Here is a 23,420-nt window from a genome sequence, read left to right on the forward strand (position 1 = left end):
ATGATCGATTTGGCACTACCCATTGTCTTCATGCTGGTTGTGGTGATTGGCGAAGCGTTGGTTTTACAGTGGATGCAGCGTGAAACGGTGAACTGGCATGACGTGGTTTTCAACCTGAATTCAGGGCATATCATGCTGTGGCTTTTTCGCAGCGTGGAAATTTTTTGCTACGGCTATGTCGCGGCGCATTTCAGTTTCGGCTGGGTGGAAACCTGGCCGCCGGTGCTGATGTGGCTGTTCGCGCTACTTGCCTGGGATTTCGGTTTCTATTGGCTACATCGCCTGCACCACACCTTCGGCGTGCTGTGGGCGGTGCATGTGGTTCACCATCAGGGAGAACATTTCAATCTGTCGCTGGGCGTGCGTAACTCCTGGTATTCCTCGCTGACTTCAATTCCGTTCTTCCTGATTCTGGCGCTGCTCGGCATTCCGCTATACGTGTTCGTCACCGTTTCCATCCTGCATTACAGCGTTCAACTGTTTAACCATAATGCCATGACGCCCAAACTGGGCTGGCTGGAGAAGGTGCTGGTGACACCGGCACACCATCGCGTACACCACGTGAACGACCGGGCGTACGCCGATAAGAACTTCGGCGGTACCTTTATTTTTTGGGACAAGCTGTTCGGCAGTTTTTGCCCACAGCTGCCTGACACGCCTTTCCGCTATGGCGCGGGTCGGGAAATACCCTCGAAAAACCCGTTTTGGGCCAGTAACCTGCCGTTTATGTCGTACCTGAAACTGTCGGTGCGCCGTACGCGTCAGGCGACGTTTCACTGTACGCCGATGGCGTTGATTGCCGGTGCGATGCTGCTGTTTGCGCTGGTGGTGGGCTATGTCTACCTGTATGGCTACGGCTATGATTCCGCCGATCTGTCGCAGGCGGCGCTCTTCCTATTGCTGGTGGCGGGGGCGGTTGCGCTGGGCGGCATTTCCGAAGGAAGACGCTGGGGTATTTACGTTTGGCTGCTGGTGGGGCTGCTATTCCCTGCCGTGTTTCTTGTCTATCTGGGCTGGGAAGCGCTCTACTGGAAGATGGCGATGCTGATGCTGGCGCTGCACGGGATGGCGATGGCGGTCGGCTGGGGCCGACGTCCCCTGACTGAGGAGCATGAAAATGTCTAGTGTGCTTCCCGCCAAACTGTATCCTGCGAAGGGCGAACAGGCTTTCCATCGTGCATTACAGCGGGAAACGTCGGCCTATCTCCGCGCTAATCACGATCATCGCTTTGCCGATAGCGGGCAGTTTATTAAGGCCGGATTACTCTTTTTATGCTGCATCGCCTGTTATGCCCTTTGTTTAGTGCAGCAGGCGGCGTGGACGTTCTTCCTGAGCTATTTCTCTTTTATCATGCTGTCGATGTTATTGAATATCATCGTTAATCATGACGCCTCCCATAATACCTTTTTCCGCAATCAGACACTGAACCGCGTGGTCGGGCGCATCGTCACGTTGCCATTAGGCATCGATCCCGATTACTGGCGTTTGCGCCATGTGGACTTCCACCATCTTTATCCGAATGTGGAACATTACGATCTGGATACGGAAGAAAATGGAGTTTTCCGCCAAACGCCTTTTCAGCGCCACCGTTCCTACATGCGCTATCAGCATCTTTACTGGCCGCTGGTGGCCGCGTTCTCGCTCCCTTATATTGCCTGGATTTTTGATTGGGCCGATCGCTTGGGTAAAACCCCCGTTAATGCTCGTTCAGTACAGTTAGGCTACCGTGGATGGATGATTTTTATCGGCAGTAAAATCGGCCATGTTCTGCTGTTATTGGTTATTCCCATCATGGTGGGGGCGGCACACGGCATTAGCCCGGGCATCGTGCTGTTAAGCTATTTGCTGGGTCAAATGCTGGCCTCGTTGCTGGTGGTGTTTTTACTGCTGGGTACGCACTGGGCTGAAGCTGAGTTCTATGCCGTTGCCGATACAGAAGCGATGCCTCAAGGCTGGTATCAGCACAACTTTGCGACCGCCTGTGACTGGCTGCCGACGCCGCGCTGGCTTGAATGCTGTACGGGAGGGTTAAACCTGCACCTGACACACCATCTTTTCCCTGGCTGGCACCATCGCCATTACCCTGCGCTAGCCGCTATTTTACGGCGCGTGGCCGCCGAGCATGGCATGAACTATCGCTGCATTACCTATCGTGAGCTACTGGCTAGCCAGCGACGGTTTTTAAAATCGATGGGTGAGGGGAACGATCGGCGTACTGTGCAACATGGTTCAGAGGAAGGATGATGCTCGCACCGCTGAAGCCGCTGCGCTATGAACAAGGTCGCGATCTGGCGTTGCATCGGGCGCTGATGAAGGCCGCGAATGACTATCTGGCAGCAACGGGCGATCACCGTTTTGCCAACGCTGGGTTTATCGGCAAGATGCTGTTTCTGGTGGCGCTGTGCCTGACGTTTTATGGTTTCAGCCTCTGGCAGACAACGCCGTGGGGGTTTGCTGGTTGCTACTTTGGCTTTATTTTTACCGCCATGTTTCTGGCGGTGAACGTGGTGCATGACGCCTCGCATAACGTCTTTTTCCGGCGGCCGTGGGCGAACCGTTTGCTCAATATTGTGGTGAGTATTCCGCTCGGTATGGATTCCGATTGCTGGCGAGTGCGGCATGTGATTTTTCATCATGCGCACGTCAACGTGCAGCACTACGATCTGGACATCGAAGAGAACGGCGTCTTGCGGCAATCGCCCTACCACCGGTTTCGCTTTTTTATGCGTGCCCAGCGCTACTACTGGCCGATGGTGGCGTCGCTGACATTCCCCTGCATCATCTGGTTTTTTGACTGGCTCGATCGCGTGGGGAAAACGCAGGTGACGCGTAATATGACGCTTCAAGGCGGTAAGGGCTGGGGTATTTTTCTGTTATCAAAAGCGCTGCATGCACTGCTGGCATTGGCGATCCCCTATTGGCTGTTGTCGCCGACACCCGTCAGCGCCGGTGCGCTGTTGCTGGTTTATCTGCTGAGCCAGATGCTGTCATCGCTGATTTTTGTCGTCCTGATTCTGGGCTCGCACTGGGCAAAAGGGACGTTCTATCAGGCACCGGACGATGGCCTATTCAGGCATGGCCGCTATCAGCACGTCTTTTCCACCACGGTGGACTGGGCTACACGTCCCGCCTGGCTTGGCTACTGGCTGGGGCAGCTTAATATGCACCTGACTCACCATATTTTCCCCAACTGGAATCATCGACACTACCCTGCGTTATCGAAAATTATTGCAGACGTCGCCCCACGTTACGGCATTGATTATCAATGTATTACGTTGAAAGCGATTTTGGTTGAGCAGCAGCGTTTTCTTAAAAAGATGGGAAATGGCAGCAAGAAATAGCCCGTTATCCGTTTTATCAATCAGTTAGGTCTCATCTGTTTTTCAAGGAGCGATACTTCATGCGTTATTTATCTCTGGCCGCTTCATCCCTGCTGTTCTTTTGCACCTCGTCCGTCTGGGCAATAGATTGCAGTAAGGCCAGTACAGACACTGAGAAAATGATTTGCGCCAGTAGCCGTTTACAGCAACTTGATACGGTATTAAACAAGGCCTATCAGGGTTACGCGAAAAAAGAGGGCAAAGCGCAGGCGCTCCTGACGCAGCGCGCGTGGCTGGCCGAGCGTGACCGCTGTAAGGATGACGTTTGTTTGGGGAATGAGATGGTTTCCCGTATTCAGGCGCTTTCCGGTAGTGAAAATATCTCTCTGATTACTCAGGCATCAGACCAGTGGGACTTCGTTCTCAGCGTGGCGACGTGCAATCTCGACTCTTCTTACTCAACCTGCGAAGGCCCCGGCACGCTGGATATCTTTAAGAAAGGGCGTGGTGACCTGTTCCAGCGTATCAACATGGAAAATATGTTCATCGAGCTGAACAATAAGGGTGAAGTCACCGCGAATCTGGTTGAGGTCTACGGTGAGAACAACAGCGGGCTGGTGATTGATGACGCTAACTTCGATCACCACGCGGATATCATGCTGCGTAATGGCAATAACGGCGCTTACGGCGGGCCGTCTTACGATGTGTACCTGTTTGATGTAGAAAGGCAGCAGTTTACCCAGAATGCGCCGCTGACCGAGTTAGCCAGTTCCAACCTCGGCCTGTTCGAGATTGATGAGAAAAGTAAGACCATCACGACGTTTACCAAAAGCGGCTGCTGCTGGCACCAATGGTCTACCTATCAGATAGCCAATAATAAGCCTGTCCTGATTGTCGAAACCACAGAAGCTTACTCCGAAGAGAAGCAGGCGATGGTCGCCACCACCCGCGAACTGGTGGGCGGCCAGTGGAAGGTGAAGGAAGAGATAGTAAAAGTCGACGAACAGTAATATTCCCCTGCTTCACAGACAGACGCCGTAGCTGAATGCGGCGTCTGTCACCGCCCCGTTCATTCCCACTCTGCCGTTATTCCCCTGCATTCTCCGATACTTTGCAAAAGTGTTACGTCAGACGTTCTCTGTATGACTTTTTTGCCACTTGCCAGATCGAGATGGCAGCCATGAAAAGGTAAATGCAGTGCAGATCGCGCAGCATGGCAAAACTTCACAAAAAAGACGTGTTTTATTAACAACTCGTTTATGCGTTGTATTCTCTAACCCTACTTTGGAGATGCCTGACATGAGCACCACCCAAAAACGTATGTACATCAACGGTGAGTTTGTTGAAAACAGAAGCGGGAAGTGGATTGATGTGGTGAACCCAGCCACAGAGCAGGTTATTTCACAGATCCCGGAAGGCTCCGCTGACGACGCAAAGAGAGCGATAGAGGCGGCAGAAGCTGCGCAGCCGGGCTGGGAAGCGCTGCCTGCGGTTGAGCGCGGCGTCTGGCTGCACAAGATTGCCGATGGTATTCGCGAACGCGAAGCCGAACTGACCGACACTATCATCGCAGAAGGCGGCAAAACGCACGGTCTGGCGCAGACGGAAGTGCTGTTCACCGCTGACTATCTCGACTACATGGCAGAGTGGGCGCGCCGTTATGAAGGCGAAATCATTCAGAGCGACCGCCCGAATGAAAATATCTTCGTCTTCCGTAAAGCCATTGGCGTCACGACCGGTATTCTACCGTGGAACTTCCCCTTCTTCCTGATCGCGCGTAAAGCGGCTCCAGCGCTGATTACCGGAAATACCATCGTCATCAAACCGAGCGAGATTACACCGAATAATGCGGTGATTTTCGCCGAAATCATTCACAAAATTGGCCTGCCGAAAGGCGTCATCAATTTCGTTACCGGCTATGGCCCAACGGTAGGGCAAGAGCTGGCTGCTAACCCGAAAGTCGGCATGGTCAGCCTGACCGGCAGCGTGGCGGCAGGGATCGCCACCATGACGGCGGCGGCGCAGAACGTCACGAAGGTGTCGCTGGAATTGGGCGGCAAAGCTCCGGCTATCGTGATGGACGACGCCGATCTCGATCTGGCGGTGAAAGCGATTGTCAGCTCCCGCGTGATCAACAGCGGGCAGGTGTGTAACTGCGCCGAGCGCGTTTACGTGCAGAAAGGCATTTACGACGAGTTTATCTCCCGTATTAAAACTGCGATGGAGCAGGTGACCTTCGGCAACACGGCGGAGAAAAAAGCGCTGGATATGGGGCCGTTGATCAGCGCAGCGGCGCTAAAGCGTGTAGAAGACAAAGTGGTGAAAGCGGTATCGCAGGGCGCGAAAGTGTTGCTCGGTGGCCAGCGCGAAAGTGGTACAGGCTATTTCTACCCGCCTACGCTGCTGGTAGACGTGAAACAAGACATGCCGATCATGCACGAAGAAGTGTTTGGGCCGGTGCTGCCCGTTGCGACCTTCGACACGTTGGAAGAGGCGATTACGATGGCGAACGACAGCGAATATGGCCTGACGTCGTCGATCTATACTCAGAATATCAACACCGCGATGAAGGCGTTGAAAGGGTTGAAGTTCGGCGAAACTTACATCAACCGTGAAAACTTCGAGGCGATGCAGGGCTTCCATGCGGGCTGGCGTAAATCCGGTGTGGGTGGGGCGGACGGCAAGCATGGCTTGCAGGAATATCTGCAAACGCATGTCGCGTACCTTCAATTTCACTAAAAGCAGTTTCACTAAAGGCAATCTCAATAAAGTCATGCCGATCGCTTAAGTATCGAGATACACGGGGCGACCACAGGGGTGAGGCCTCCCTGCGGGAACCTCCCCCTGTGTTTCCCCTAAAAACAGGCTTAAGTGAACAGCATGAATTTCACTAAAGGCAGCTTCACTCACGGTCATGCCACTTACCGTAACAGTGGCACAAACAAGAAGAAGGATGGGAAAGGACGATGATCATCTCTGCTTCAACGGACTACCGGGCGGCGGCGCAGCGTAAGCTGCCGCCGTTTCTTTTCCACTACGTCGATGGCGGTGCATATGGCGAGCACACGCTCAGGCGTAATACCGCCGATCTGGCGGATATCGCGCTGCGTCAGCGTATCCTGAAAAATGTCTCCGATCTGAGCCTGGAAACCCAACTGTTCGGCGAAAAACTGGCGATGCCGGTGGTGCTGGCACCCGTTGGCCTGACCGGAATGTACGCCCGACGCGGCGAGGTTCAGGCTGCCCGTGCGGCGGCGCAGAAGGGTATTCCCTTTACGCTGTCTACCGTTTCCGTCTGCCCGATTGAGGAGGTCGCACCCACTATCGATCGGCCGCTGTGGTTCCAGCTCTACGTGTTAAAAGACCGCGGTTTTATGCGCAACGTGTTGGAACGTGCGCAGGCGGCGGGCATCAAGACGCTGGTCTTTACCGTGGATATGCCGACGCCGGGCGCGCGCTATCGTGATGCCCATTCCGGCATGAGCGGCCCGAATGCGGCGATACGTCGCATTTTACAGGCGGTTACTCATCCACAATGGGCGTGGGATGTCGGGCTGAACGGTAAGCCTCATGATCTGGGCAACGTTTCCGCCTATCGCGGCACGCCGACGACGCTGGAGAACTATATCGGCTGGCTGGCGGAGAATTTCGATGCCTCTATTTCGTGGCAGGATTTGGCGTGGATTCGCGAGATGTGGAAAGGGCCGATGATCATCAAAGGTATCCTCGACCCGGAAGATGCCAAAGAGGCCGTGAAATTCGGCGCAGACGGCATCGTGGTCTCCAATCACGGCGGCCGTCAACTGGACGGCGTGCTCTCGACGGCACATGCGCTGCCTGCCATCGCCGATGCGGTGAAAGGTGAGATCACCATTCTGGCGGATTCCGGTATTCGTACCGGGCTGGATGTGGTGCGCATGATCGCGCTGGGAGCGGATGGTGTGATGCTCGGGCGCGCGTTTGTCTACGCACTCGCGGCAGCGGGCGAAGCGGGCGTGGTTAACCTGCTGAACCTGATCGAAAAAGAGATGCGTGTGGCGATGACGCTTACCGGTGCCAAATCCATTGCCGACATCACCACCGACTCGCTGGTGCAGGCCACCCAGCGGCGACTGGATGGTCTATAAGCACGAATCACGTGGTGAGCGTCTCTCGCCGCGTGATGGCTTTGAACCTTTCCCTGAACGTTGGTAGCCTTTATGCAATAACGCTGCGTTGGGGGAGAGGTGAATGGGTGGGCGCATAATTACCGTGGTCGATTACGATCCACAATGGGTGACGAATTACGCAACAGAGGCGCGTGCGATAGCGCAGGCGCTCGGTGACGTTGCGGTGAGAATCCACCATATTGGTAGCACGGCCGTGCCGGGGTTACCCGCTAAACCGGTGATTGATATGCTGCTGGAAGTGGTTTCGCTGTCCGATTTGGATAGGTTGGATCACGTCATGGTCGATTTGGGCTATCGTCCCCGTGGAGAAAATGGGATCGCGGGGCGTCGTTACTATACTAAGGGCGGCGATGATCGTACGCATCACCTGCACGCCTTCGTGGTGGGTGACGGGCATATTCAACGGCACTTGGCTTTTCGTGATTATCTGCGTGCAAACCCTTCTGTATGTACAGAATATGCGGAAATAAAGCGTGCTGCCGCACGGGCTTGTGACAACGATGCCGCACGATATAGTCAGTTAAAAGATGACTTTATCGCGATGCATGAGGCGCTTGCGTAGCCATTTCCGCCGAATCCGGTGTTTTTTCCTGTATTGCAAACGCCCCACTTCGTTCTATATTTCGAGAGCAGATTGAACGAAGGGGAAATCGTTGTGAATATTAAAGGGCTTACGAAGGGATTCTTCATCCTTATCTTATTTGTCGTCACGCTGGCGTTTTTTGACATATTGGCGCCGTATTATTCCGCCATCCTGTGGGCGGCGGTGTTGGCCGTGATCTTCCATCCGCTGAAAAGCAAAATTCGGCAAAAATTGAACGATCGCAACGGCGTTGCCTCGTTGTTGACGGTCCTGATCATCTTCCTGATCGTGTTCATTCCATTGGGGATCATTGTTTCCTCGCTGGTGGTTGAGATTAACGGGGTTTACACCCGATTGCAGGACAGCAATACGCAATTCCCGGTGGTGCTGGCGGAGCTGATTCAGCATCTGCCGAAGTGGGCGCGACATTTCCTGGCGGAACACAATCTGGATAACGCCGCCAAAATACAGCAAGAGCTTTCTCAGGTTGTGCTGAAAGGTGGGCAATATCTGGCGGGAAGCGTGCTGCTGATCGGCAAAGGGACGTTCACCTTCTTTATCGGGTTCGGGGTGATGCTCTACCTGCTCTTTTTCCTCCTGAAAGATGGTTCCTATCTGGTGAACCTGATTTTGGAATCGCTACCGCTGTCCACCCATGTTAAGCATCATCTGCTGGTGAAGTTTGCTGCTGTATCTCGGGCGACCGTGAAAGGCACCGTGGTTGTGGCGATTGTGCAGGGGACATTGGGCGGGATTGCATTCTCCATCGCAGGAATAGAAGGCAGCCTGCTGTGGGGCTCGCTGATGGCGTTCCTGTCGCTAATCCCCGCCGTGGGCTCGGCTATTATCTGGGTGCCTGCTGCCGTCTTCCTGTTTGCGACGGATATGCTCTGGCAAGCCATCTTCATTGTCGCTTTCTTCGTGCTGGTGATTGGGCTGGTGGACAACATTTTGCGTCCGCTGCTGGTGGGGAAAGACACCAAAATGCCGGATTACCTGATTCTGATCACCACGCTGGGCGGCATGGAAATCTACGGTATCAACGGTTTTGTGATTGGCCCGCTGATTGCTGCGCTGTTCATCGCCTGCTGGAACATCCTCTCTGGTCGTGATAATCAGGGGAATATTGAAGGCATCGACGAAGATTTTATCGAGGAAGGTCGTCTGTACGCGAGTTCGGTAAATCCCGAAGACGCTGGTGCGGCGGTGAGCCAATCGTCGGACAGCAAGGCGGTAGCTGAGCCAACGGCGGAAAGTCAGGATTCGGGAAAGAAGAAGGTAGAGTGAGCCGCCTACGCTAAGTCCAACTATCTTGACCCTCGGGCGTGATCCACACGACGCCTGCGGGGGCTTTGGCTAAGAACCACAGGCCAAATTCGTCGACATCATCAAATTCATCATCGGATATTTCAGGTGGAAAGGCATGGCGGAGCCGATCGACCTGATGTTTCGGGTCGCCTGGCTGGTAACCTCCCTGACTGGCAAGCCGGATTCTGCCCTCTGCGATGAACCGTTCCAGCAGCGTAAAAAACAGAACCTGACGTTGGGCGTAGGTTCTGGGATTGCTCCGACACTCCACCGCAATATGTTGCCATATCGCACCCATCGATAGCCCGTATGCGCTGGTTGCGACAGCATCGTAAATGTCGTTGTCGTCCATCTCGCTCTCCCTGTTTCCTGTTTTTGTCATAGGCTCACGTTTCTAACGCGCAGGGTCATAGGCATTGACCTCATGGCTCCACGGAATAGCACGATCGTCGACCGCGACGTGCCATTCACAGTGTGTCAAAACGCCGCGTATTTCGGATAAACACTGGCACCAGTGCTGTACGCCAACCCAGGTGGCTTCTTCATCGTTATCGGGAAGTTTGGTTGAACCGGAGAGTACAATCCCCTTCCTGAATACGTTACCGATTTTCACGTTCAGGGCGAAATCAAAGGATTCCCAATTCAGGCCTTCACCGGTCGTCAGATATTTCTCAATTTGGTCATTAACGGAATGGCGTTGGACGATCTCCTTCACGGCAGATATCTCTGTCTGGCTCAGGGATTTTTTACGTCGTGCGGTGTAATAGAGAGAAATTGCCACGTTGCCTCGTTTATTAATAGTGTTTAAGGTGAGGTAATAGAGCATAAATTTTCGAATAAAAAACGGCATAAAATAATCAGGAAGTTCTGATTTTATAAAGGTAAGGGACGGTTATGTTTGGGAAAATGCTTCTGATAGGAATAAGTGCGGTATTACTTAGCGGATGCTCGGTAGCAACCTACAGTCATAAATTGGAGGATTATCAGGGGACTGACCGCGTGGGTATCACGTTCGATAATCGTAACCTCGACTATATTCGCGTTTATCCGAATACCGATAGATGCATTAATCTTGATGCGCCAGAAAATGGCTACACCAATAACGCGATTGGGTTCCAAACTAAACTCAATAATAAAGAACTCGGCTTCCCAGCTATTCCAGAAACGCCAACGATGATCCGTGAATTTTGGGTCAGTGCGCAACACAATATTGCGGTCAGAATGATTGCTGCCAATGGTGGATTTAGCACCGTGACGTTTAAACCCGTGGTCGGGAATTACTATTATGTCACTGGCAAGTTTGATGGACCTTATTCGCCCCGACGCATTGAAGTCTACGAAGTGTTCAAGACAGAGAAAGGCTACTACGACCGCCGCCCCGTTAAAGATTTGATGCTGAAAAACTGCGGCCAGTTTACTTCCAGAATGCAGAAATTCTAATGCCGCTCTTGGCCAGACGTGACCAGTCTGGCCGCCTCAACTGAGTTTTACGTCAGCTGTTTCCCGGTAAACGTACCGGCATACCAGGCATCCATCACCGACAGCAGATTTTTCACTTCCTCGACGGTCAAGCCATAAGAATCAGCCGTTTGATGAGGTTTAACGACGAGCAGTGCAACATCGGCACGCGTATGCAGATAATCGAACTGATATTCCACTTCGCTATTGTAAAACAGGCTTCCGCCTACGTTTCCGGCCTTACGTAGCTGCTTGATCTGTTTATCTTGCGCGTTCGGATCGTCTGCCCAAATCAGGAAATCACGCAGCGGCTGCGTCTGGCGGGAAAAATCATCACGCGTGAAGCCGAAATAGGCATAGCGTTTTCCTACCACTAATGCAATTTTGCTTTTATCGTCCGTAATCCTGACGTTAAAAGAACGCTTTTCTACGGTACAGTCGCGAAACTGCGGCTTGTACTCACAGGCGGAAAGATTCTTCGCTTCATACACTTCATAAAGCCGCATCGTGGCATATTTATCGAAGGTGGTAACCGCCTGACAGCCGGTTAAGGCAAAAAGGATGAGCGGGAGGACGAGATAACGCATGACGGTTGTTTTTCCCTGTTTTGCTGCTGGTGTACTAACAGCACTCGATCACGTTGATATACCCTGAACAATACTTGATGATATTTCCATCGTTCGTTATCAACGCCAGACCTTCTATTTTCGCCTGAGAGACTAACATTCGGTCAAACGGGTCTTGGTGCATTTCGGGTAAGGCAGCGAGGTTATAGGCGTGAGTTGCATTCATCGGAAGCTCCAGATAACCCGCTGATAATAAACCTTTCGTCATAGCCTCAGCATCAATGCTAAAGCTGGGTTTGTTCAACGCAGTTTTGATTGCTATCTCTTGTATGCTGACGGAAGAGAAGTAAAAACGGTTATTGTCATCGGAAAGAATGGCGATTGTGTCGCTGCTAAGTTTTTCCGGCTCACCTGCTAACCAAATCAACGCGTGCGTATCTAACAAGTAGCTAGTAGAACGTCGTTTTGGTACATCGTCCTTGTTGATTGCCATCATTATTTCCCATTAAACATGTCGATAATTTCTTCTTTATTCAAATCATTAAAATTCTCTGGGGCTGAAATTTGGCCCTTCATGAAACCAATGCGTGGCGTTTTCTCGGTAACGGTAAGAGGAACGATCTTAGCTACAGGTTTACCGTTGCGGGCGATAACATAGGATTCTCCCGTTTCAGACACATGGTTGATAATTTTAGAGAAATTGGTCTTTGCCTCGTAGAGATTGATTTTCTGCACAGGTCCTCCGAAGAGTTGGTCAAATTCTTCAAAAAAGTTGGTCTATATGAATGAGTCTACTGGTCATATGAGAATTGGTCAATCTATGACCTATTAAAGTGTGGAAAGATTTTTTGTGTCGCTTTCATCGACCGAGAAAATAGGACTGTATTCCCATCTTTGGCAATATTATGGGAATATAGTCCCGATTTGATTATTTTTTGCTCACCGATAGAGGCTGAAAGTTATCACTAGCCTTCGAGGTGATCGATTTCTTCCGTTTAAGCCGCGAGGACGCAACTCGTATCTATGACGAGGTACTTGGCGCAGTGAAAGGTTGGCAAACTGTTGCAAACCGATTGGGTATCAACCGCAGCGAGCAACTTGGCAAACAAGAGGCGTTTAATGTGTAGGGCAGGTCGGTTTCTCTATTAATCAGCGTTTCGCTGGTGCTGCCGTGCCCTTTAGTTCATTCAATTATTTTTCCACTCAATAAACATTTTTTCTGTAATGCCAAGTCCAACGATTGATCCAACATGAAGTTGAGCTAAATCACTGAGTGTCATGGCAATAAATTTATCGGCAGAAGGAATATCATTTTCTGCACAATATTTCTTAAGATATTGTTCTGCAAGCTGTTCATTAAGATTTTCCCGGATAATACTTCCCATCGCCACTTTTCGTACCGCGCGATGTTGTATGCGATAAATATCAATTTCGCCAATCGACTCTTTTACTACATCATATTGCTCGCAAGATCTCGTATAGGCCCATTTGAACAGCTCCAAAGCGGGCAGGAGCTCATTGGTTTCATAGAAATACAGCAATGCTTTAAAGTAATCCTCTTGCGGTACATCAATAAAACTTAACGGGCAAAAATTGTGCTTAATAAAAGGGATATTGCAGGATAATCGAGCGGTTCGCTTGTTTACGTCTTCAAAGGCTTGTAGATAAGATAAATGAATGAATAAGAAAAAGCTTTGTTCAAAGGGGTTGTGGATTTGTTCTGCTTTGCGTAGCAATAGAGAGAAGTATTCCTCGAGTTGATGGGGGTTGTTTAGCGGAAAATAGGCCGATCTTCCAATAGAGACGTCTATCTGCCTGATATTACCGCATGCGTTGGGATTGGCGAGTAAATCTTGCGAAAGTAGGGCGTGAATGTTTCTGATCGTGAAGGCATTAATTATTATCTCTTCAGCATTTTCAATTAAAAATTCAATCGCTTCTTTGTGGTTCATGATCATGATAGTTTCTTCATGAACTTTACCATCGGCTGTAAGTCCCTGTTCTATAAGTTTTTGTGTATCAAGCTTGGAGTAGGTATTACCTTCTAGTCGACTAGAGTTATAAGACAAATCAATGAGTAGGCGTTGACTAATATTCCTCGCGTAAGTACCGGCTGCAAGTGTGTCATCAAATCGTTTCCCTATTTTCGCCAGCGTCGTTTGTATCTGAACCGGCAGGTACTGGGTTACGTTGGGTAAATAATTATTCAACATATCAAATTGATAGCTGGATTTTTTACGCGCGTATGAAGGCGTATCTAAATAGGCGAGCTGTGAGATAGCCTCTTTGGAAAAGATGGGGTGATTGTCCTCATCTGCCCGTATTGTCCCTATGTTGTTATCGCTAGTGTCCTTATCGAATGACTTAAGGACATGCAATGAAGGTGAATTGTCCTTATTTGCATAATATTTAGTATTGCGTTTTTCCCCTACCGTCACGATCTGTCCGTCGTCGTACAGCTCTTTAAGTCGGCGCTGTAGTGTTTTCTTATTTATTGAAAAAAATAGAAATTCTTCAATTTCGCCCAGGCTTTTTGCTTCATCGAACTGAAGCATTGCTTTCAAAATTGATGTTTTCTCTTTCTGTATACGATTGTCTTGGCTCATTTTTATAAGGACAGAATGGTAGTAGGTGTCTCTAAACGTAGTAGAGATAAGGACAAAATGCAAACCAATAAGGACAGTTTATAGGGAAATTGTCCTTATTGGGCTTTGATAGGGACAGTTTCGGTGGGGTTTACCGTGTGAATTGATGAAGCCTGTTCGCTGATTGCCATCAATGCCGGAATCAAATGTGCGCAGGTGTTGAGGTAAGTGCTGATTTGTTGAAGGTGTTCTGTGGTGGTTTCTGCGACCAGCGATTCGCTTAGATACTGTAAACCGTGGCATAACCCTTCAATCGACTCTGCGGCAATTGCGCTGAGATCGTCACGCTGAGCATGACTAAGGTGATCAACGGGTAGCGAAGCGATTAGATCTCGGAAAATAGTGATGGAACTCTCGGTAGCGACAGCATTTATGGTAGTCATTGGCGATCCTCCTTGAAAGTCAGTGTCGCCAATTGTCGATGCTTTTTACGGGTTCAGATACTACGAGTTTCGTAACTCACTTTCTCTCGTAGTAGAAATAGATGGCCTAAACATATTCCGATTAGATGACATGAAGAATACAATACTTGCCTAAGTATCATCAGATGATAATATGAATATCCATGTATAAATACACAGTTATAGATTACGGATTGAGTGCCTATGTCAACAGGTTTTTATAAAACCATGCCAGAAGTTGATGGCCGAAAACGCTGCGTCGTCGGCATTCGGGGGCAGACGGAAGATCCAGCGTATCCCATTGATATTTGGTTTGATTCTCTGAAATCGGTGGCGAATGTGCTTTCCATAGAGAATCAGCAATTGCTCAAAATTATAGCTGAGCATGAACCTAAAACCATTACCGAGCTGGCTGCTCTCACCGGAAGGGCTGTGAGTAATGTGTCGCGTACGCTGAAAACGCTAAAAAAGTACGATTTGGTAACCCTGAGTCGTTCAAAAAACACGCTAAGTGCGCGTATTAATCATCAAGAATTCGTGGTAGTTATAAACAATGAAAAATAGTTTAGAAATAATCAATAAAGCAGAGAAATTAATCGAACCGCTTGTGATTTCTCACGTTCCCGAGGGGACTGAACCAAAGGCGTTGGTTGACCAGTGGTTGCATGCAATAGCAACTGATAGCCAGTTTTTCTGTAATTCAAGTATTTCTTCGCCTGCAATACTGAAAGAACAAGTATTGTCATTGTTAAAAGATCAAGGCATCTATGTGGATAGGGATCACTTTTTTGATTGTGTATTTGGCGATCTAAAATTAAAGCCTGCTAAAGATGCTAAGTTTAAATTTATTGATTTATTTGCTGGTATTGGCGGTGTAAGACTTGGTTTTCAAAATGCAGGTGGAGCATGTGTTTTTTCGTCTGAATATGATAAACATGCACAACAAACATATATGAGAAATCATGGGGAGTATCCATTTGGTGATATTACATTGATTGATCCTGATTATATTCCTGATCATGATATTTTGTTAGCGGGTTTTCCTTGCCAACCATTTTCTCATGCTGGGTTGAAATTAGGTATTGATGACACCAGAGGGACGCTATTTCACGATATTGCTAATATAATTGATAAGAAAAAACCTAAATTTGCTTTATTAGAAAATGTTAAAGGCTTAATAAGCCACGATAAAGGCTTTACATTAAAAGTTATACTAAAAACTCTCACTAGAATTGGTTATAGCTGCAATATACCTAAAGATATTATTGAGAATGGATCTACAAGGAAAATTCAAGAGTTAGCAAAAGAGATGGTTCTAAAGTCGACAGACTTTGGTGTTCCACAAAATAGACAAAGAATATACATAATTTTATGGAAAGATGGTGAACTAGATAAATTTGAATATCCTAGTGCATGTGATAAAAGTGTTTGTGTTGGTGATATTTTGGAAACGTCACCCGACCCTGATTTAACAATTTCTGATCGTTTATGGGCTGGGCACCAGCGTAGAAAAGTTGAAAATAAGAAGAATGGTAAAGGATTTGGATTTGGTTTGGTATCAAGTGAGTCATCTTATACCAACACGATATCGGCTCGTTACTATAAAGACGGTAGTGAAATATTAATTGATCAAGGACACGATAACCCTAGAAAAATCAGCTTGAGAGAAGCGGCGAGATTACAAGGTTTTCCGGATGACTTTGAACCGAGTAAGTCAAAAATGCAAGCGTACAAGCAATTTGGTAATAGCGTAACTGTTTCGGTTATTGAAGCTATTTCTAGAAAGTTAATATCTTACTTTTAAAAGGACTTCTCATGCTTAAAAATCTAAGAGATATTGAAATAAAAAAACCTATCGTCAATGAACGTGAGTTCTCCGATTATAGGATCCCTAAAGCCCTAAAAGATAAACTTTCACAAGATCTGGGACCATTTGGTTATGGTTTTGATTTCTATACTTCTTTTTCTGCTACAGATAAAAGAAGTATAGATAAAGCAAATAATGATAAAGTTAGAAATTATGCATTAATCCCTAACCAATATTTTAATTATGCTTGTGAAATGTATGATTTCGCAATGGAATTGTTTAAATATCTCTCTATTTTCGATAAAATCAGAGGCTTTTCAAAAGAATTATCTGGCGATGCAGTTAGTATTGAAAATACTATAAAATCAAATCAATCTATGAGGTGTTTTTTTGATAATGATACCGACATTACTCTTTTTTCAAAATTCATAGATAATGAAGATGATAAATTCAGAATGGGTTCAAAGAAGCTTATTAACGATGAGGGGAAACCTAGAGGTGCAAAAGATTGTTTTGGCTCTGTTATTCTGAAAGAGATTAATCTTCCAGATGCTTCTTCTAGTGTTTTTGGTGAGTTAGTTTATGATTTATGCCAAAATCAAGACCTTTATCGTTCATTATTTGAACATCATAAGTCAATGGATGTTACTCTTGCCATACAATCCGATAAAAATGATGCCAAAGAATTTATTCCCCTCCCCAAACCTTTCCTACTCCTCGCCGGCATCTCCGGTACGGGGAAATCACGTTTTGTTCGTGAACAGGCGAAAGCGACAGGGCATATTGACGAAACATATTGCTTAGTTTCTGTTCGCCCAGATTGGCATGAACCCAGTGATTTGTTGGGTTATTCCTCCCGCTTAAATGGCAACGTTGAATATGTGATTACTGACGTGCTGACATTTATCGTTAAAGCGTGGAAGGCCATTGCTAAGTCAGATGCGCAAATTACTGGAAAAATAACCTCAGGGCACCGTAATGATTTGCAGGCAATACCGCCGTATTGGTTATGCTTGGATGAAATGAATCTTGCCCCTGTTGAGCAGTATTTTGCGGATTATTTATCTATACTGGAAACCCGTGAATGGGAATGGGAATGGGAAGATGATGAGTTTACCTACCAGTGCGATCCACTATTAAAAGCCTCGGTGATTCAGTCACTTTCCCCTGTTAAGCAGGATGAATTGTGCAAGAGTTTGGGGTTAGACCCAGCTTCTGCATTATGGCTTGAATTTTTTGAGAATGGCATCGGTATTCCTTTTAACTTACTGGTTGCCGGCACGGTAAATATGGATGAGACCACGCACGGCTTTTCCCGTAAGGTGATTGACCGCGCACTGAGTTTTGATTTTGGTGATTTCTTCCCTAACGATTTCGACGAATATTTTTCACCCACCATCATCCCGAAAAAGCTGTCCTATCCCATTTATTCAAGTGCTGTGAAGAATAAAGCACGTTTGCCTGTAATTGATGCAGATGGCAAAAAGAGTATTGCCTTTTTACAATCGCTCAATATCGAGCTGGATAACACGTCCTTTAAATTGGCCTATCGTGCCTTAAATGAATTGCTGCTGAGTGTGATAAGCCTACAGCCCGAAAACGACGAAGCGCTACAAGCCGTTTGGGATGATTTTTTAATGTGCAAAGTGCTGCCGCGTATTGAAGGTGATAGTGATAAATTAGCACAATTTGATATTGAACAGTCATTGCTCATAAAGTTATCTGATACGTTAAAAGAAAACCTGTCTGCTATTTGGGATAAAAATAATGTAAGACCAGATTTTTATCGTGAAAAGCAACAGGATGGCGCGACAATAATGATTGCTTGCCGCAGTCGCGCTAAAATTGAGTGGATGCAAAATAAGCTTGCTCAATCCGGCTTCACCAGTTTCTGGCCATAACCCACAAGGCGGTACGAAATGCCCGAATTATTGCGACTACAAACTGAGCATTTTGAACTGTCGATTTGGTGCAATGATATCGCTAAACGGCAACAGGTTTATCGTAATACGTTGGCTAAACGAATCCAGTACACTGACGCGAATAATCCTTCTATCGTGGGCTCGACGGTGCGTTTTTCCCCTGCGATGGATTTACAAGAAGTGGCGGTTTTGGATGACACGCTGATCTCTGACACGTTGGGTAATGCCCCTAGTGTGCAGAGTGAGTCGATCAATTTGCGGGAACCTTTGTTTTTTGAAAATGCGCAATATCAGTTTGAGTGGGTATTTTTTAATGAGGTGGAGCAAGCCGACTTAACTCATCGCGTTAGGTTAGTGAATGAAGGTTTTCGTTTTGCGGCAAAGAAGCGTGATATTCCCGCTCGCTTAACGGGCACCGTCAATACAGGTAATGATGTCGGCTGGATGCGCCTGCCTCTCAGCTATCGCCTTGCAGGTCAGGATTATCGGTTTACCCTAGCCTTTGAAGTGTTGCCGACCAAAATGGATTTACACCGTGATTTGCCCGAGATGTATCGCGTACTTGACGATAACTATCCGCTATGGCGTTTTAGCCTTGCCGAAAAAACCGAGCAAGAGGCAGAGCAAAGCAAACAGCGTGGTGATTTTCCGTTACTCTGGTTAGCTAATTTCACGGCACTGAGGCAGCGTTTCGAACAAAGTTTAAAAATTATCTGTCAGGCGCCTCATAGCCGCCTACAGCCCAACGTTTCATTTGTGCGTGCGGATCGTTTAAAAGGCCGGTTGCCTCATCGCTTAGCCGAAAACGTAATCAAAGACCTTGAAAAGGGTCAGTTCGATAAACGCTATCGCGTTGAAAAAAAGCACTTAAGTGTTGATACGCCAGAAAATCGTTTTATCAAGATGGTGGTCACCCAGTGCAAAAATCGATTAGCTGAGTTTGAACGTAAGCTGCGAAAAAATAATCAAGCCCCAGAGAATCAACGCCTTTCCGATGCGTTCCTCAACGAAATTGGCAGTTGGCAAAAACCATTAAGCGAAATGCTGAATCACAGTTTTTTACGTGACGTTGGTGTATTTAATGGCTTGGCTAAGTCATCTCTTGTGCTGCAACAAAAAACAGGATACAGCGCGGTATACCGTATTTGGCAGGAACTTAAATGCTACTTGGATGTTTTTGCCAATCAAACCAGTATCTCGATGAAGTCGGTTGCCGAGATTTATGAAGTGTGGTGTTTCCTGGCATTGCGCAACATTTTAGTCGACGATCTTGGCTTTAAGGATGTCACGCCGAATCGCCAAACCTTAGTATTAAAAAATGACGTTGAATATCAATTAAAGAATGGTTTTGCGGGCGCTTTTGTTTTTGAACGCGATGATGGTTTAGTGGCGAGATTAGCACACGAACCTATTTTTACCCCAAACAGCAAGGATATTCGTTCTTACTTCGTCTCTCATTGTCCTGATATTGTCTTGAAGGTCGAATTCCCTACGCCGAGCGACAAACGCTTTATTTGGCTGTTCGATGCAAAGTACCGTATTCAAACCAAACCGAGCCAAGTGGATGGTAGCGATGCGCATAAATACGATATTGATAAAATCGATTTGGTGCCGGACGATGCTATTAACCAAATGCATCGTTACCGCGATGCATTGATCCGTATTACGCAAGATAAATCGTCCACGATAGGCCATAAAAGTCGTCCAGTGTTTGGGGCCTTTGCCCTCTATCCCGGCTTTTTTAACCAACACGTGGACGACAACCCTTACCTTGATATGATTTCTGAGGTGGGGATTGGGGCATTTGCGCTTCTTCCAAACGACAAGGAGCAAGTTGGGTGCCGCTGGATGGTTGATTTTTTAAAGCGTCAACTTGGCGTTGCGGGAAGTGATTACAGCACGCAAAAATTGCAAGAGCGTTTATATTTGCAAGAAGCCGCACGAATCCCTTATTACGGTATGGAGCAAACGCTTTATCCCGATTTAGTGATGACGGCATCCTTGGGGGGTACTAAAGGGCGAGCCAGCACGTATTTTGATAATTTTGAAAACGGCACATCAGCATGGTATCACACCAGAGTTGAGACATTTAATCAGGCGATGAAGAATGCCAGAAGCCACATTGTCGCAGAAATACGCTACCTCGCTATCGCTTCAACGAGTGACCTTGATCACCACTGGAAATCGATTAAGAAAATATGGCCGATTAAAAGCCAGAGAATCGTTAAAAGGAATGAATTAACGGTGGAGCACGCAGGGAAACTCAGTACCGATGCATACGAGTGTATTTTGTTTGAATTAGGTAAACCACTGACGTTAAACACACCGATTGAAAACGTTCCTCATCGGCCGATTCGTCATTCGATGAAGTTGACAACATTAAGTGCGCTGGAGGCGGCTCAGCAATTTAATTCGGTGAAAGACGTCTATAAGGAAGCCTTGACGGTATCACATACAGGAGAGGGGGAAGGGAAATAACGCGACAAAAACGCTCTGAGTGTTGTATCTAATACTGGCCACTTATCAAGTAAGGTGTGAGCCACCTTACGCTCTTCAAAGTAAGCATCCAAAAGCATGCCTTGCCCATTCAAAATGGGTATCACCGTGTCCAAATTTTATAAAAATGCTCAATATGGGCATATTGGTGTCCCTGGCTGGCGATATACAAGAGTCGAGAGCGAAGGTTACTCAGGTCTAATAGGTCTACACTAAGTTACTTGTCACGTAACAATCTGTAGACCTTTTTCTTGCGTAGGTCTACACTACATTACTTATTTGGTAATGTAGTGTAGACCTATGGCTAAATCTGATGAGCTATTAAACGCGTTGGCTAAATCAGTGAACGCTGGCGGTGGCATTCACAGTGTAACAGAGCTGGCTTTTATGCAGGGGGTGCCTTGTGACCCAGCCTTTAGAAAGTTCCTGGCAGATTGCGTAAAGAAGGGGTTGCTAAGACGAGTGGTGAAAGGCTTCTATGAAAGTGTTATTACACCACCTGAGCCTGAGACTGCCATTTATAAAATCATCAAAAAGTTGCGCAGTGGCGTATTGAACTACATCAGTTTAGAAAGTCAGCTCAGTCATACCGGTGATATTTCACAAGTTGTGATGGGTAGAGTCACGGTGGTGACTAAAGGTCGAAGCGGTTGTTTTGATACGCCTTATGGCGTGATCGAGCTTACCCATACTAAAAAGCCAGTCGAGCAAATTGCACCTAATTTGTACTATGACCCCGACATCAAAATGTATCGCGCATACAAGGAACAAGCGATTGCAGATCTAAAGCACTGCCAGCGCAATCTACATATGTTGGAGAGCTAAGTATGGGGAAGTGTGTGGGAGATAACGTATGCTGAAGCAACAAATTCGCCAAATCGTCCAGTCAAACCCTGACTATGCCGCAGTGACACCCGTCATAGAAAAAGAGATCTTGCATCATGACATTATGGATGTGCTGATCAAACAGGGCGTCATGCAGCGGTTAACGTTTATTGGCGGTACCTCATTACGAATGTGTTACAACAGCAGCAGGCTATCAGAAGATCTTGATTTCAATGGCGGTCATGATTTCCAGCCCTCAGCGTTTGAGGGGCTGGAGTCCGAAATTCAAACCTATATTCAGAACAAGTATGAAACCGAAGTTTGGGTAAACAAACCTTCTGGCGCGCAGCAAGGGGATACCGTTTCTTGGAAAATTAGTATCGTAAAAGAAGCTAATCATCCTGATTTGCCACGGCAAAAAATGCATATTGACGTCTGTGCTATTCCGTCATTTGATATTGAAAAGCGCCCGCTAATCAATCATTACGACATCGTTGTACCGACTGAAGGGATCTTGGTTCCGGTACAGTCGTTACAAGAAACATTGGCCGATAAGTTGATCGCGTTAGCGTATCGGGCAAGACGTATTAAACCTCGTGATATCTGGGATATTGTTTGGATTAAGCAGCGTGGTATTGATTTATCCAAAACACTGGTTGAAAAGAAGCTCACCGCCAGACAGAAGCAAACAGAAGACTTTCGACAGGCGCTGTCTATTCAGTTAGCCAAGCTGATGTCGGAAGATGAAGTCCGTGACGACTTCAATATGGAAATGAGCCGCTTTATTCCTAAGCAAATTAAAGAGAGAACCCTCGATAATCCTGAATATTGGGCTTATGTTCAGGGCGAGGTACATACCATCGCGTCTGAGTTACTGAATGACGGAACACCAAAAAATCCATTTGATATGGGTTAGCCCCATGTTTTTCTTCCACTGTCATAAAACAAAAAGGCCAGTATTTACAATGGCCTTTTTGATTGGTGAGACTCTATGAGATCGCGTGAAACGTTACTCGATATTCTGAATCTGTTCCCGCATTTGCTCGATCAGCACTTTCAGTTCAATAGCGGAAGCGGTGACGTCGGCGTTGATGGATTTCGAGGCCAGCGTGTTCGATTCGCGGTTGAATTCCTGCATCATGAAGTCGAGGCGGCGGCCGACGGCTTCTTCTTTTTTCAGGATTTTGTAGGTTTCTTTGACGTGAGCGTCGAGGCGGTCGAGTTCTTCGGCGACGTCGACGCGCTGCGCCATCAGAACCAGTTCCTGTTCCAGACGGTTATTTTCCAGCTGTACCTGCGCATCTTCCAGCTTGCTTTGCAGGCGCTCACGCTGCCATAGAAGGATGTTCGGCATCTGGGCGCGCACTTTGACGACTTCGGCGCTGACGCCAGCCAGACGTTGTTCGATCATCCCTTTCAGCGCATCACCTTCGCTTTCACGGGCGGCGATGAAATCATCCAGCGCGCCTTCCAGTGCTGTCAGCAGTTCGGCGCTGATGGCGTCCAGATCCTGTTCTTCCGCCGACATCACGCCGGGCCAGCGCAGGATATCAACCGGGTTGATTTCCCCTTCGTCGCTCTGCATTTTGACCCAGTTGGCGGCATTAACCAGCTGTTTCGCCAGTTTTTCGTTCAAGATCAGCGCACTTTGTGCACTCGGGTCGAGCTCAAAACGCAGGTTGCATTCGATTTTTCCACGGGTCAAGCGGGCGCGGATGCGCTCACGAGCGACGGGTTCGAGGCTGCGGAATTGTTCCGGTAAACGAAGATAGGTTTCCAGATAGCGCTGGTTAACGGAACGCAGTTCCCAGGCTGCGCTTCCCCAGTTGCCCTTGATCTCTCGGCGGGCGTAAGCGGTCATGCTGCGAATCATTGGTGCATACCTGTAAAGCAAATGATGAGAAGGATTATAGCGTTGA

Annotated in this window: 23 protein-coding genes; 15 read left to right on the forward strand and 8 right to left on the reverse strand. The window is 47.7% G+C overall.

Features of this window, described 5'->3' with window-relative positions; all coding sequences use genetic code 11:
* The 8 genes from JFY74_00670 to JFY74_00705 all read left to right on the forward strand — a co-directional run bounded on the left by JFY74_00670 (position 1) and on the right by JFY74_00705 (position 9,360).
* Positions 1 to 1,125, forward strand: a complete 1,125-nt coding sequence (locus JFY74_00670) for a sterol desaturase family protein (protein QQG28628.1) — start codon at positions 1 to 3, stop codon at positions 1,123 to 1,125.
* Positions 1,118 to 2,245, forward strand: a complete 1,128-nt coding sequence (locus tag JFY74_00675) for an acyl-CoA desaturase (GenBank protein ID QQG28629.1) — start codon at positions 1,118 to 1,120, stop codon at positions 2,243 to 2,245. The genes JFY74_00670 and JFY74_00675 overlap by 8 nt, the downstream gene beginning before the upstream one ends.
* Positions 2,245 to 3,342, forward strand: coding sequence for an acyl-CoA desaturase (locus tag JFY74_00680; protein QQG28630.1), 1,098 nt, complete (start codon positions 2,245 to 2,247; stop codon positions 3,340 to 3,342). Before JFY74_00675 ends, JFY74_00680 begins: the two co-directional genes overlap by 1 nt.
* A gap of 59 nt (positions 3,343 to 3,401) precedes the next feature.
* Entirely contained in the window at positions 3,402 to 4,331 is a 930-nt protein-coding gene (locus JFY74_00685) for a DUF1311 domain-containing protein (GenBank protein ID QQG28631.1), read from the forward strand.
* A gap of 289 nt (positions 4,332 to 4,620) precedes the next feature.
* On the forward strand, positions 4,621 to 6,060 hold the full coding sequence (gene aldA, locus JFY74_00690) for an aldehyde dehydrogenase (protein ID QQG28632.1): 1,440 nt from the start codon (positions 4,621 to 4,623) through the stop codon (positions 6,058 to 6,060).
* A 227-nt stretch (positions 6,061 to 6,287) separates the two neighbouring features.
* Complete coding sequence (lldD, locus tag JFY74_00695; GenBank protein QQG28633.1) at positions 6,288 to 7,448, forward strand: FMN-dependent L-lactate dehydrogenase LldD; 1,161 nt, start codon at positions 6,288 to 6,290, stop codon at positions 7,446 to 7,448.
* 103 nt (positions 7,449 to 7,551) lie between these two features.
* Positions 7,552 to 8,052, forward strand: coding sequence for a GrpB family protein (locus JFY74_00700; GenBank protein ID QQG28634.1), 501 nt, complete (start codon positions 7,552 to 7,554; stop codon positions 8,050 to 8,052).
* A gap of 93 nt (positions 8,053 to 8,145) precedes the next feature.
* Entirely contained in the window at positions 8,146 to 9,360 is a 1,215-nt protein-coding gene (locus JFY74_00705) for an AI-2E family transporter (protein ID QQG28635.1), read from the forward strand.
* Between the two features lie 10 nt (positions 9,361 to 9,370).
* Here the strand turns inward: JFY74_00705 and JFY74_00710 are convergent, their stop codons facing one another.
* Both JFY74_00710 and JFY74_00715 read right to left on the reverse strand, forming a co-directional pair.
* Positions 9,371 to 9,733 carry a DUF596 domain-containing protein gene (locus tag JFY74_00710; protein ID QQG28636.1) on the reverse strand — a complete coding sequence of 121 codons (363 nt, stop codon included), beginning with the start codon at positions 9,731 to 9,733 and terminating at the stop codon, positions 9,371 to 9,373.
* Positions 9,734 to 9,775: 42 nt separating this feature from the next.
* Positions 9,776 to 10,162, reverse strand: a complete 387-nt coding sequence (locus JFY74_00715; protein QQG28637.1) for a hypothetical protein — start codon at positions 10,160 to 10,162, stop codon at positions 9,776 to 9,778.
* Between the two features lie 113 nt (positions 10,163 to 10,275).
* On the opposite strand from JFY74_00715, the gene JFY74_00720 reads away from it, so the two are divergent.
* Positions 10,276 to 10,821, forward strand: a complete 546-nt coding sequence (locus tag JFY74_00720; GenBank protein ID QQG28638.1) for a hypothetical protein — start codon at positions 10,276 to 10,278, stop codon at positions 10,819 to 10,821.
* 47 nt (positions 10,822 to 10,868) lie between these two features.
* Here JFY74_00720 and JFY74_00725 read toward each other — a convergent pair whose 3' ends face one another.
* The 5 genes from JFY74_00725 to JFY74_00745 form a co-directional block, all read right to left on the reverse strand.
* Positions 10,869 to 11,426: a hypothetical protein gene (locus tag JFY74_00725; GenBank protein ID QQG28639.1), complete on the reverse strand. Its 558-nt coding sequence runs from the start codon at positions 11,424 to 11,426 to the stop codon at positions 10,869 to 10,871.
* Between the two features lie 34 nt (positions 11,427 to 11,460).
* Positions 11,461 to 11,898, reverse strand: a complete 438-nt coding sequence (locus tag JFY74_00730) for a type II toxin-antitoxin system VapC family toxin (protein QQG28640.1) — start codon at positions 11,896 to 11,898, stop codon at positions 11,461 to 11,463.
* A 2-nt stretch (positions 11,899 to 11,900) separates the two neighbouring features.
* Entirely contained in the window at positions 11,901 to 12,140 is a 240-nt protein-coding gene (locus JFY74_00735; GenBank protein QQG28641.1) for a type II toxin-antitoxin system prevent-host-death family antitoxin, read from the reverse strand.
* Between the two features lie 452 nt (positions 12,141 to 12,592).
* Positions 12,593 to 13,969 carry a Fic family protein gene (locus JFY74_00740; GenBank protein QQG28642.1) on the reverse strand — a complete coding sequence of 459 codons (1,377 nt, stop codon included), beginning with the start codon at positions 13,967 to 13,969 and terminating at the stop codon, positions 12,593 to 12,595.
* A gap of 137 nt (positions 13,970 to 14,106) precedes the next feature.
* Positions 14,107 to 14,433 carry a hypothetical protein gene (locus tag JFY74_00745; protein ID QQG28643.1) on the reverse strand — a complete coding sequence of 109 codons (327 nt, stop codon included), beginning with the start codon at positions 14,431 to 14,433 and terminating at the stop codon, positions 14,107 to 14,109.
* Between the two features lie 222 nt (positions 14,434 to 14,655).
* Between JFY74_00745 and JFY74_00750 the strand changes: the two genes are divergently transcribed.
* The 6 genes from JFY74_00750 to JFY74_00775 all read left to right on the forward strand — a co-directional run bounded on the left by JFY74_00750 (position 14,656) and on the right by JFY74_00775 (position 22,417).
* A complete protein-coding gene (locus JFY74_00750) occupies positions 14,656 to 15,015 on the forward strand; it encodes a helix-turn-helix domain-containing protein (GenBank protein ID QQG28644.1) in 360 nt (119 codons plus the stop codon).
* Positions 15,005 to 16,255, forward strand: a complete 1,251-nt coding sequence (gene dcm / locus JFY74_00755; protein ID QQG28645.1) for a DNA (cytosine-5-)-methyltransferase — start codon at positions 15,005 to 15,007, stop codon at positions 16,253 to 16,255. The genes JFY74_00750 and dcm overlap by 11 nt, the downstream gene beginning before the upstream one ends.
* Positions 16,256 to 16,266: 11 nt before the next feature.
* On the forward strand, positions 16,267 to 18,159 hold the full coding sequence (locus tag JFY74_00760; protein QQG28646.1) for a hypothetical protein: 1,893 nt from the start codon (positions 16,267 to 16,269) through the stop codon (positions 18,157 to 18,159).
* 18 nt (positions 18,160 to 18,177) lie between these two features.
* Positions 18,178 to 20,658, forward strand: a complete 2,481-nt coding sequence (locus tag JFY74_00765; GenBank protein QQG28647.1) for a restriction endonuclease-like protein — start codon at positions 18,178 to 18,180, stop codon at positions 20,656 to 20,658.
* A gap of 318 nt (positions 20,659 to 20,976) precedes the next feature.
* Positions 20,977 to 21,501 carry a hypothetical protein gene (locus JFY74_00770; GenBank protein QQG28648.1) on the forward strand — a complete coding sequence of 175 codons (525 nt, stop codon included), beginning with the start codon at positions 20,977 to 20,979 and terminating at the stop codon, positions 21,499 to 21,501.
* A 28-nt stretch (positions 21,502 to 21,529) separates the two neighbouring features.
* The gene (locus JFY74_00775; GenBank protein QQG28649.1) at positions 21,530 to 22,417 is read left to right on the forward strand and encodes a nucleotidyl transferase AbiEii/AbiGii toxin family protein; all 888 of its coding nucleotides are present in this window, start codon (positions 21,530 to 21,532) and stop codon (positions 22,415 to 22,417) included.
* Between the two features lie 93 nt (positions 22,418 to 22,510).
* Here the strand turns inward: JFY74_00775 and JFY74_00780 are convergent, their stop codons facing one another.
* Positions 22,511 to 23,374, reverse strand: coding sequence for a YicC family protein (locus JFY74_00780; GenBank protein ID QQG28650.1), 864 nt, complete (start codon positions 23,372 to 23,374; stop codon positions 22,511 to 22,513).
* Between the last annotated feature and the right edge of the window lie 46 nt (positions 23,375 to 23,420).

It is taken from the genome of Pectobacterium carotovorum (assembly GCA_016415585.1).
GTDB lineage: Bacteria > Pseudomonadota > Gammaproteobacteria > Enterobacterales > Enterobacteriaceae > Pectobacterium > Pectobacterium carotovorum_K.

Excerpts from the sequence above, each read along its gene's own strand:
- dcm (QQG28645.1), top strand. The coding sequence starts at position 15,005 with ATGAAAAATAGTTTAGAAATAATCAATAAAGCAGAGAAATTAATCGAA.
- JFY74_00765 (QQG28647.1), top strand. The coding sequence starts at position 18,178 with ATGCCCGAATTATTGCGACTACAAACTGAGCATTTTGAACTGTCGATT.
- JFY74_00710 (QQG28636.1), bottom strand. The coding sequence starts at position 9,733 with ATGGACGACAACGACATTTACGATGCTGTCGCAACCAGCGCATACGGG.
- JFY74_00680 (QQG28630.1), top strand. The coding sequence starts at position 2,245 with ATGCTCGCACCGCTGAAGCCGCTGCGCTATGAACAAGGTCGCGATCTG.
- lldD (QQG28633.1), top strand. The coding sequence starts at position 6,288 with ATGATCATCTCTGCTTCAACGGACTACCGGGCGGCGGCGCAGCGTAAG.
- JFY74_00745 (QQG28643.1), bottom strand. The coding sequence starts at position 14,433 with ATGACTACCATAAATGCTGTCGCTACCGAGAGTTCCATCACTATTTTC.
- JFY74_00720 (QQG28638.1), top strand. The coding sequence starts at position 10,276 with ATGTTTGGGAAAATGCTTCTGATAGGAATAAGTGCGGTATTACTTAGC.
- JFY74_00675 (QQG28629.1), top strand. The coding sequence starts at position 1,118 with ATGTCTAGTGTGCTTCCCGCCAAACTGTATCCTGCGAAGGGCGAACAG.
- JFY74_00750 (QQG28644.1), top strand. The coding sequence starts at position 14,656 with ATGTCAACAGGTTTTTATAAAACCATGCCAGAAGTTGATGGCCGAAAA.
- JFY74_00730 (QQG28640.1), bottom strand. The coding sequence starts at position 11,898 with ATGGCAATCAACAAGGACGATGTACCAAAACGACGTTCTACTAGCTAC.
- JFY74_00780 (QQG28650.1), bottom strand. The coding sequence starts at position 23,374 with ATGATTCGCAGCATGACCGCTTACGCCCGCCGAGAGATCAAGGGCAAC.
- JFY74_00770 (QQG28648.1), top strand. The coding sequence starts at position 20,977 with ATGGCTAAATCTGATGAGCTATTAAACGCGTTGGCTAAATCAGTGAAC.
- aldA (QQG28632.1), top strand. The coding sequence starts at position 4,621 with ATGAGCACCACCCAAAAACGTATGTACATCAACGGTGAGTTTGTTGAA.
- JFY74_00775 (QQG28649.1), top strand. The coding sequence starts at position 21,530 with ATGCTGAAGCAACAAATTCGCCAAATCGTCCAGTCAAACCCTGACTAT.
- JFY74_00700 (QQG28634.1), top strand. The coding sequence starts at position 7,552 with ATGGGTGGGCGCATAATTACCGTGGTCGATTACGATCCACAATGGGTG.
- JFY74_00670 (QQG28628.1), top strand. The coding sequence starts at position 1 with ATGATCGATTTGGCACTACCCATTGTCTTCATGCTGGTTGTGGTGATT.
- JFY74_00760 (QQG28646.1), top strand. The coding sequence starts at position 16,267 with ATGCTTAAAAATCTAAGAGATATTGAAATAAAAAAACCTATCGTCAAT.
- JFY74_00725 (QQG28639.1), bottom strand. The coding sequence starts at position 11,426 with ATGCGTTATCTCGTCCTCCCGCTCATCCTTTTTGCCTTAACCGGCTGT.
- JFY74_00685 (QQG28631.1), top strand. The coding sequence starts at position 3,402 with ATGCGTTATTTATCTCTGGCCGCTTCATCCCTGCTGTTCTTTTGCACC.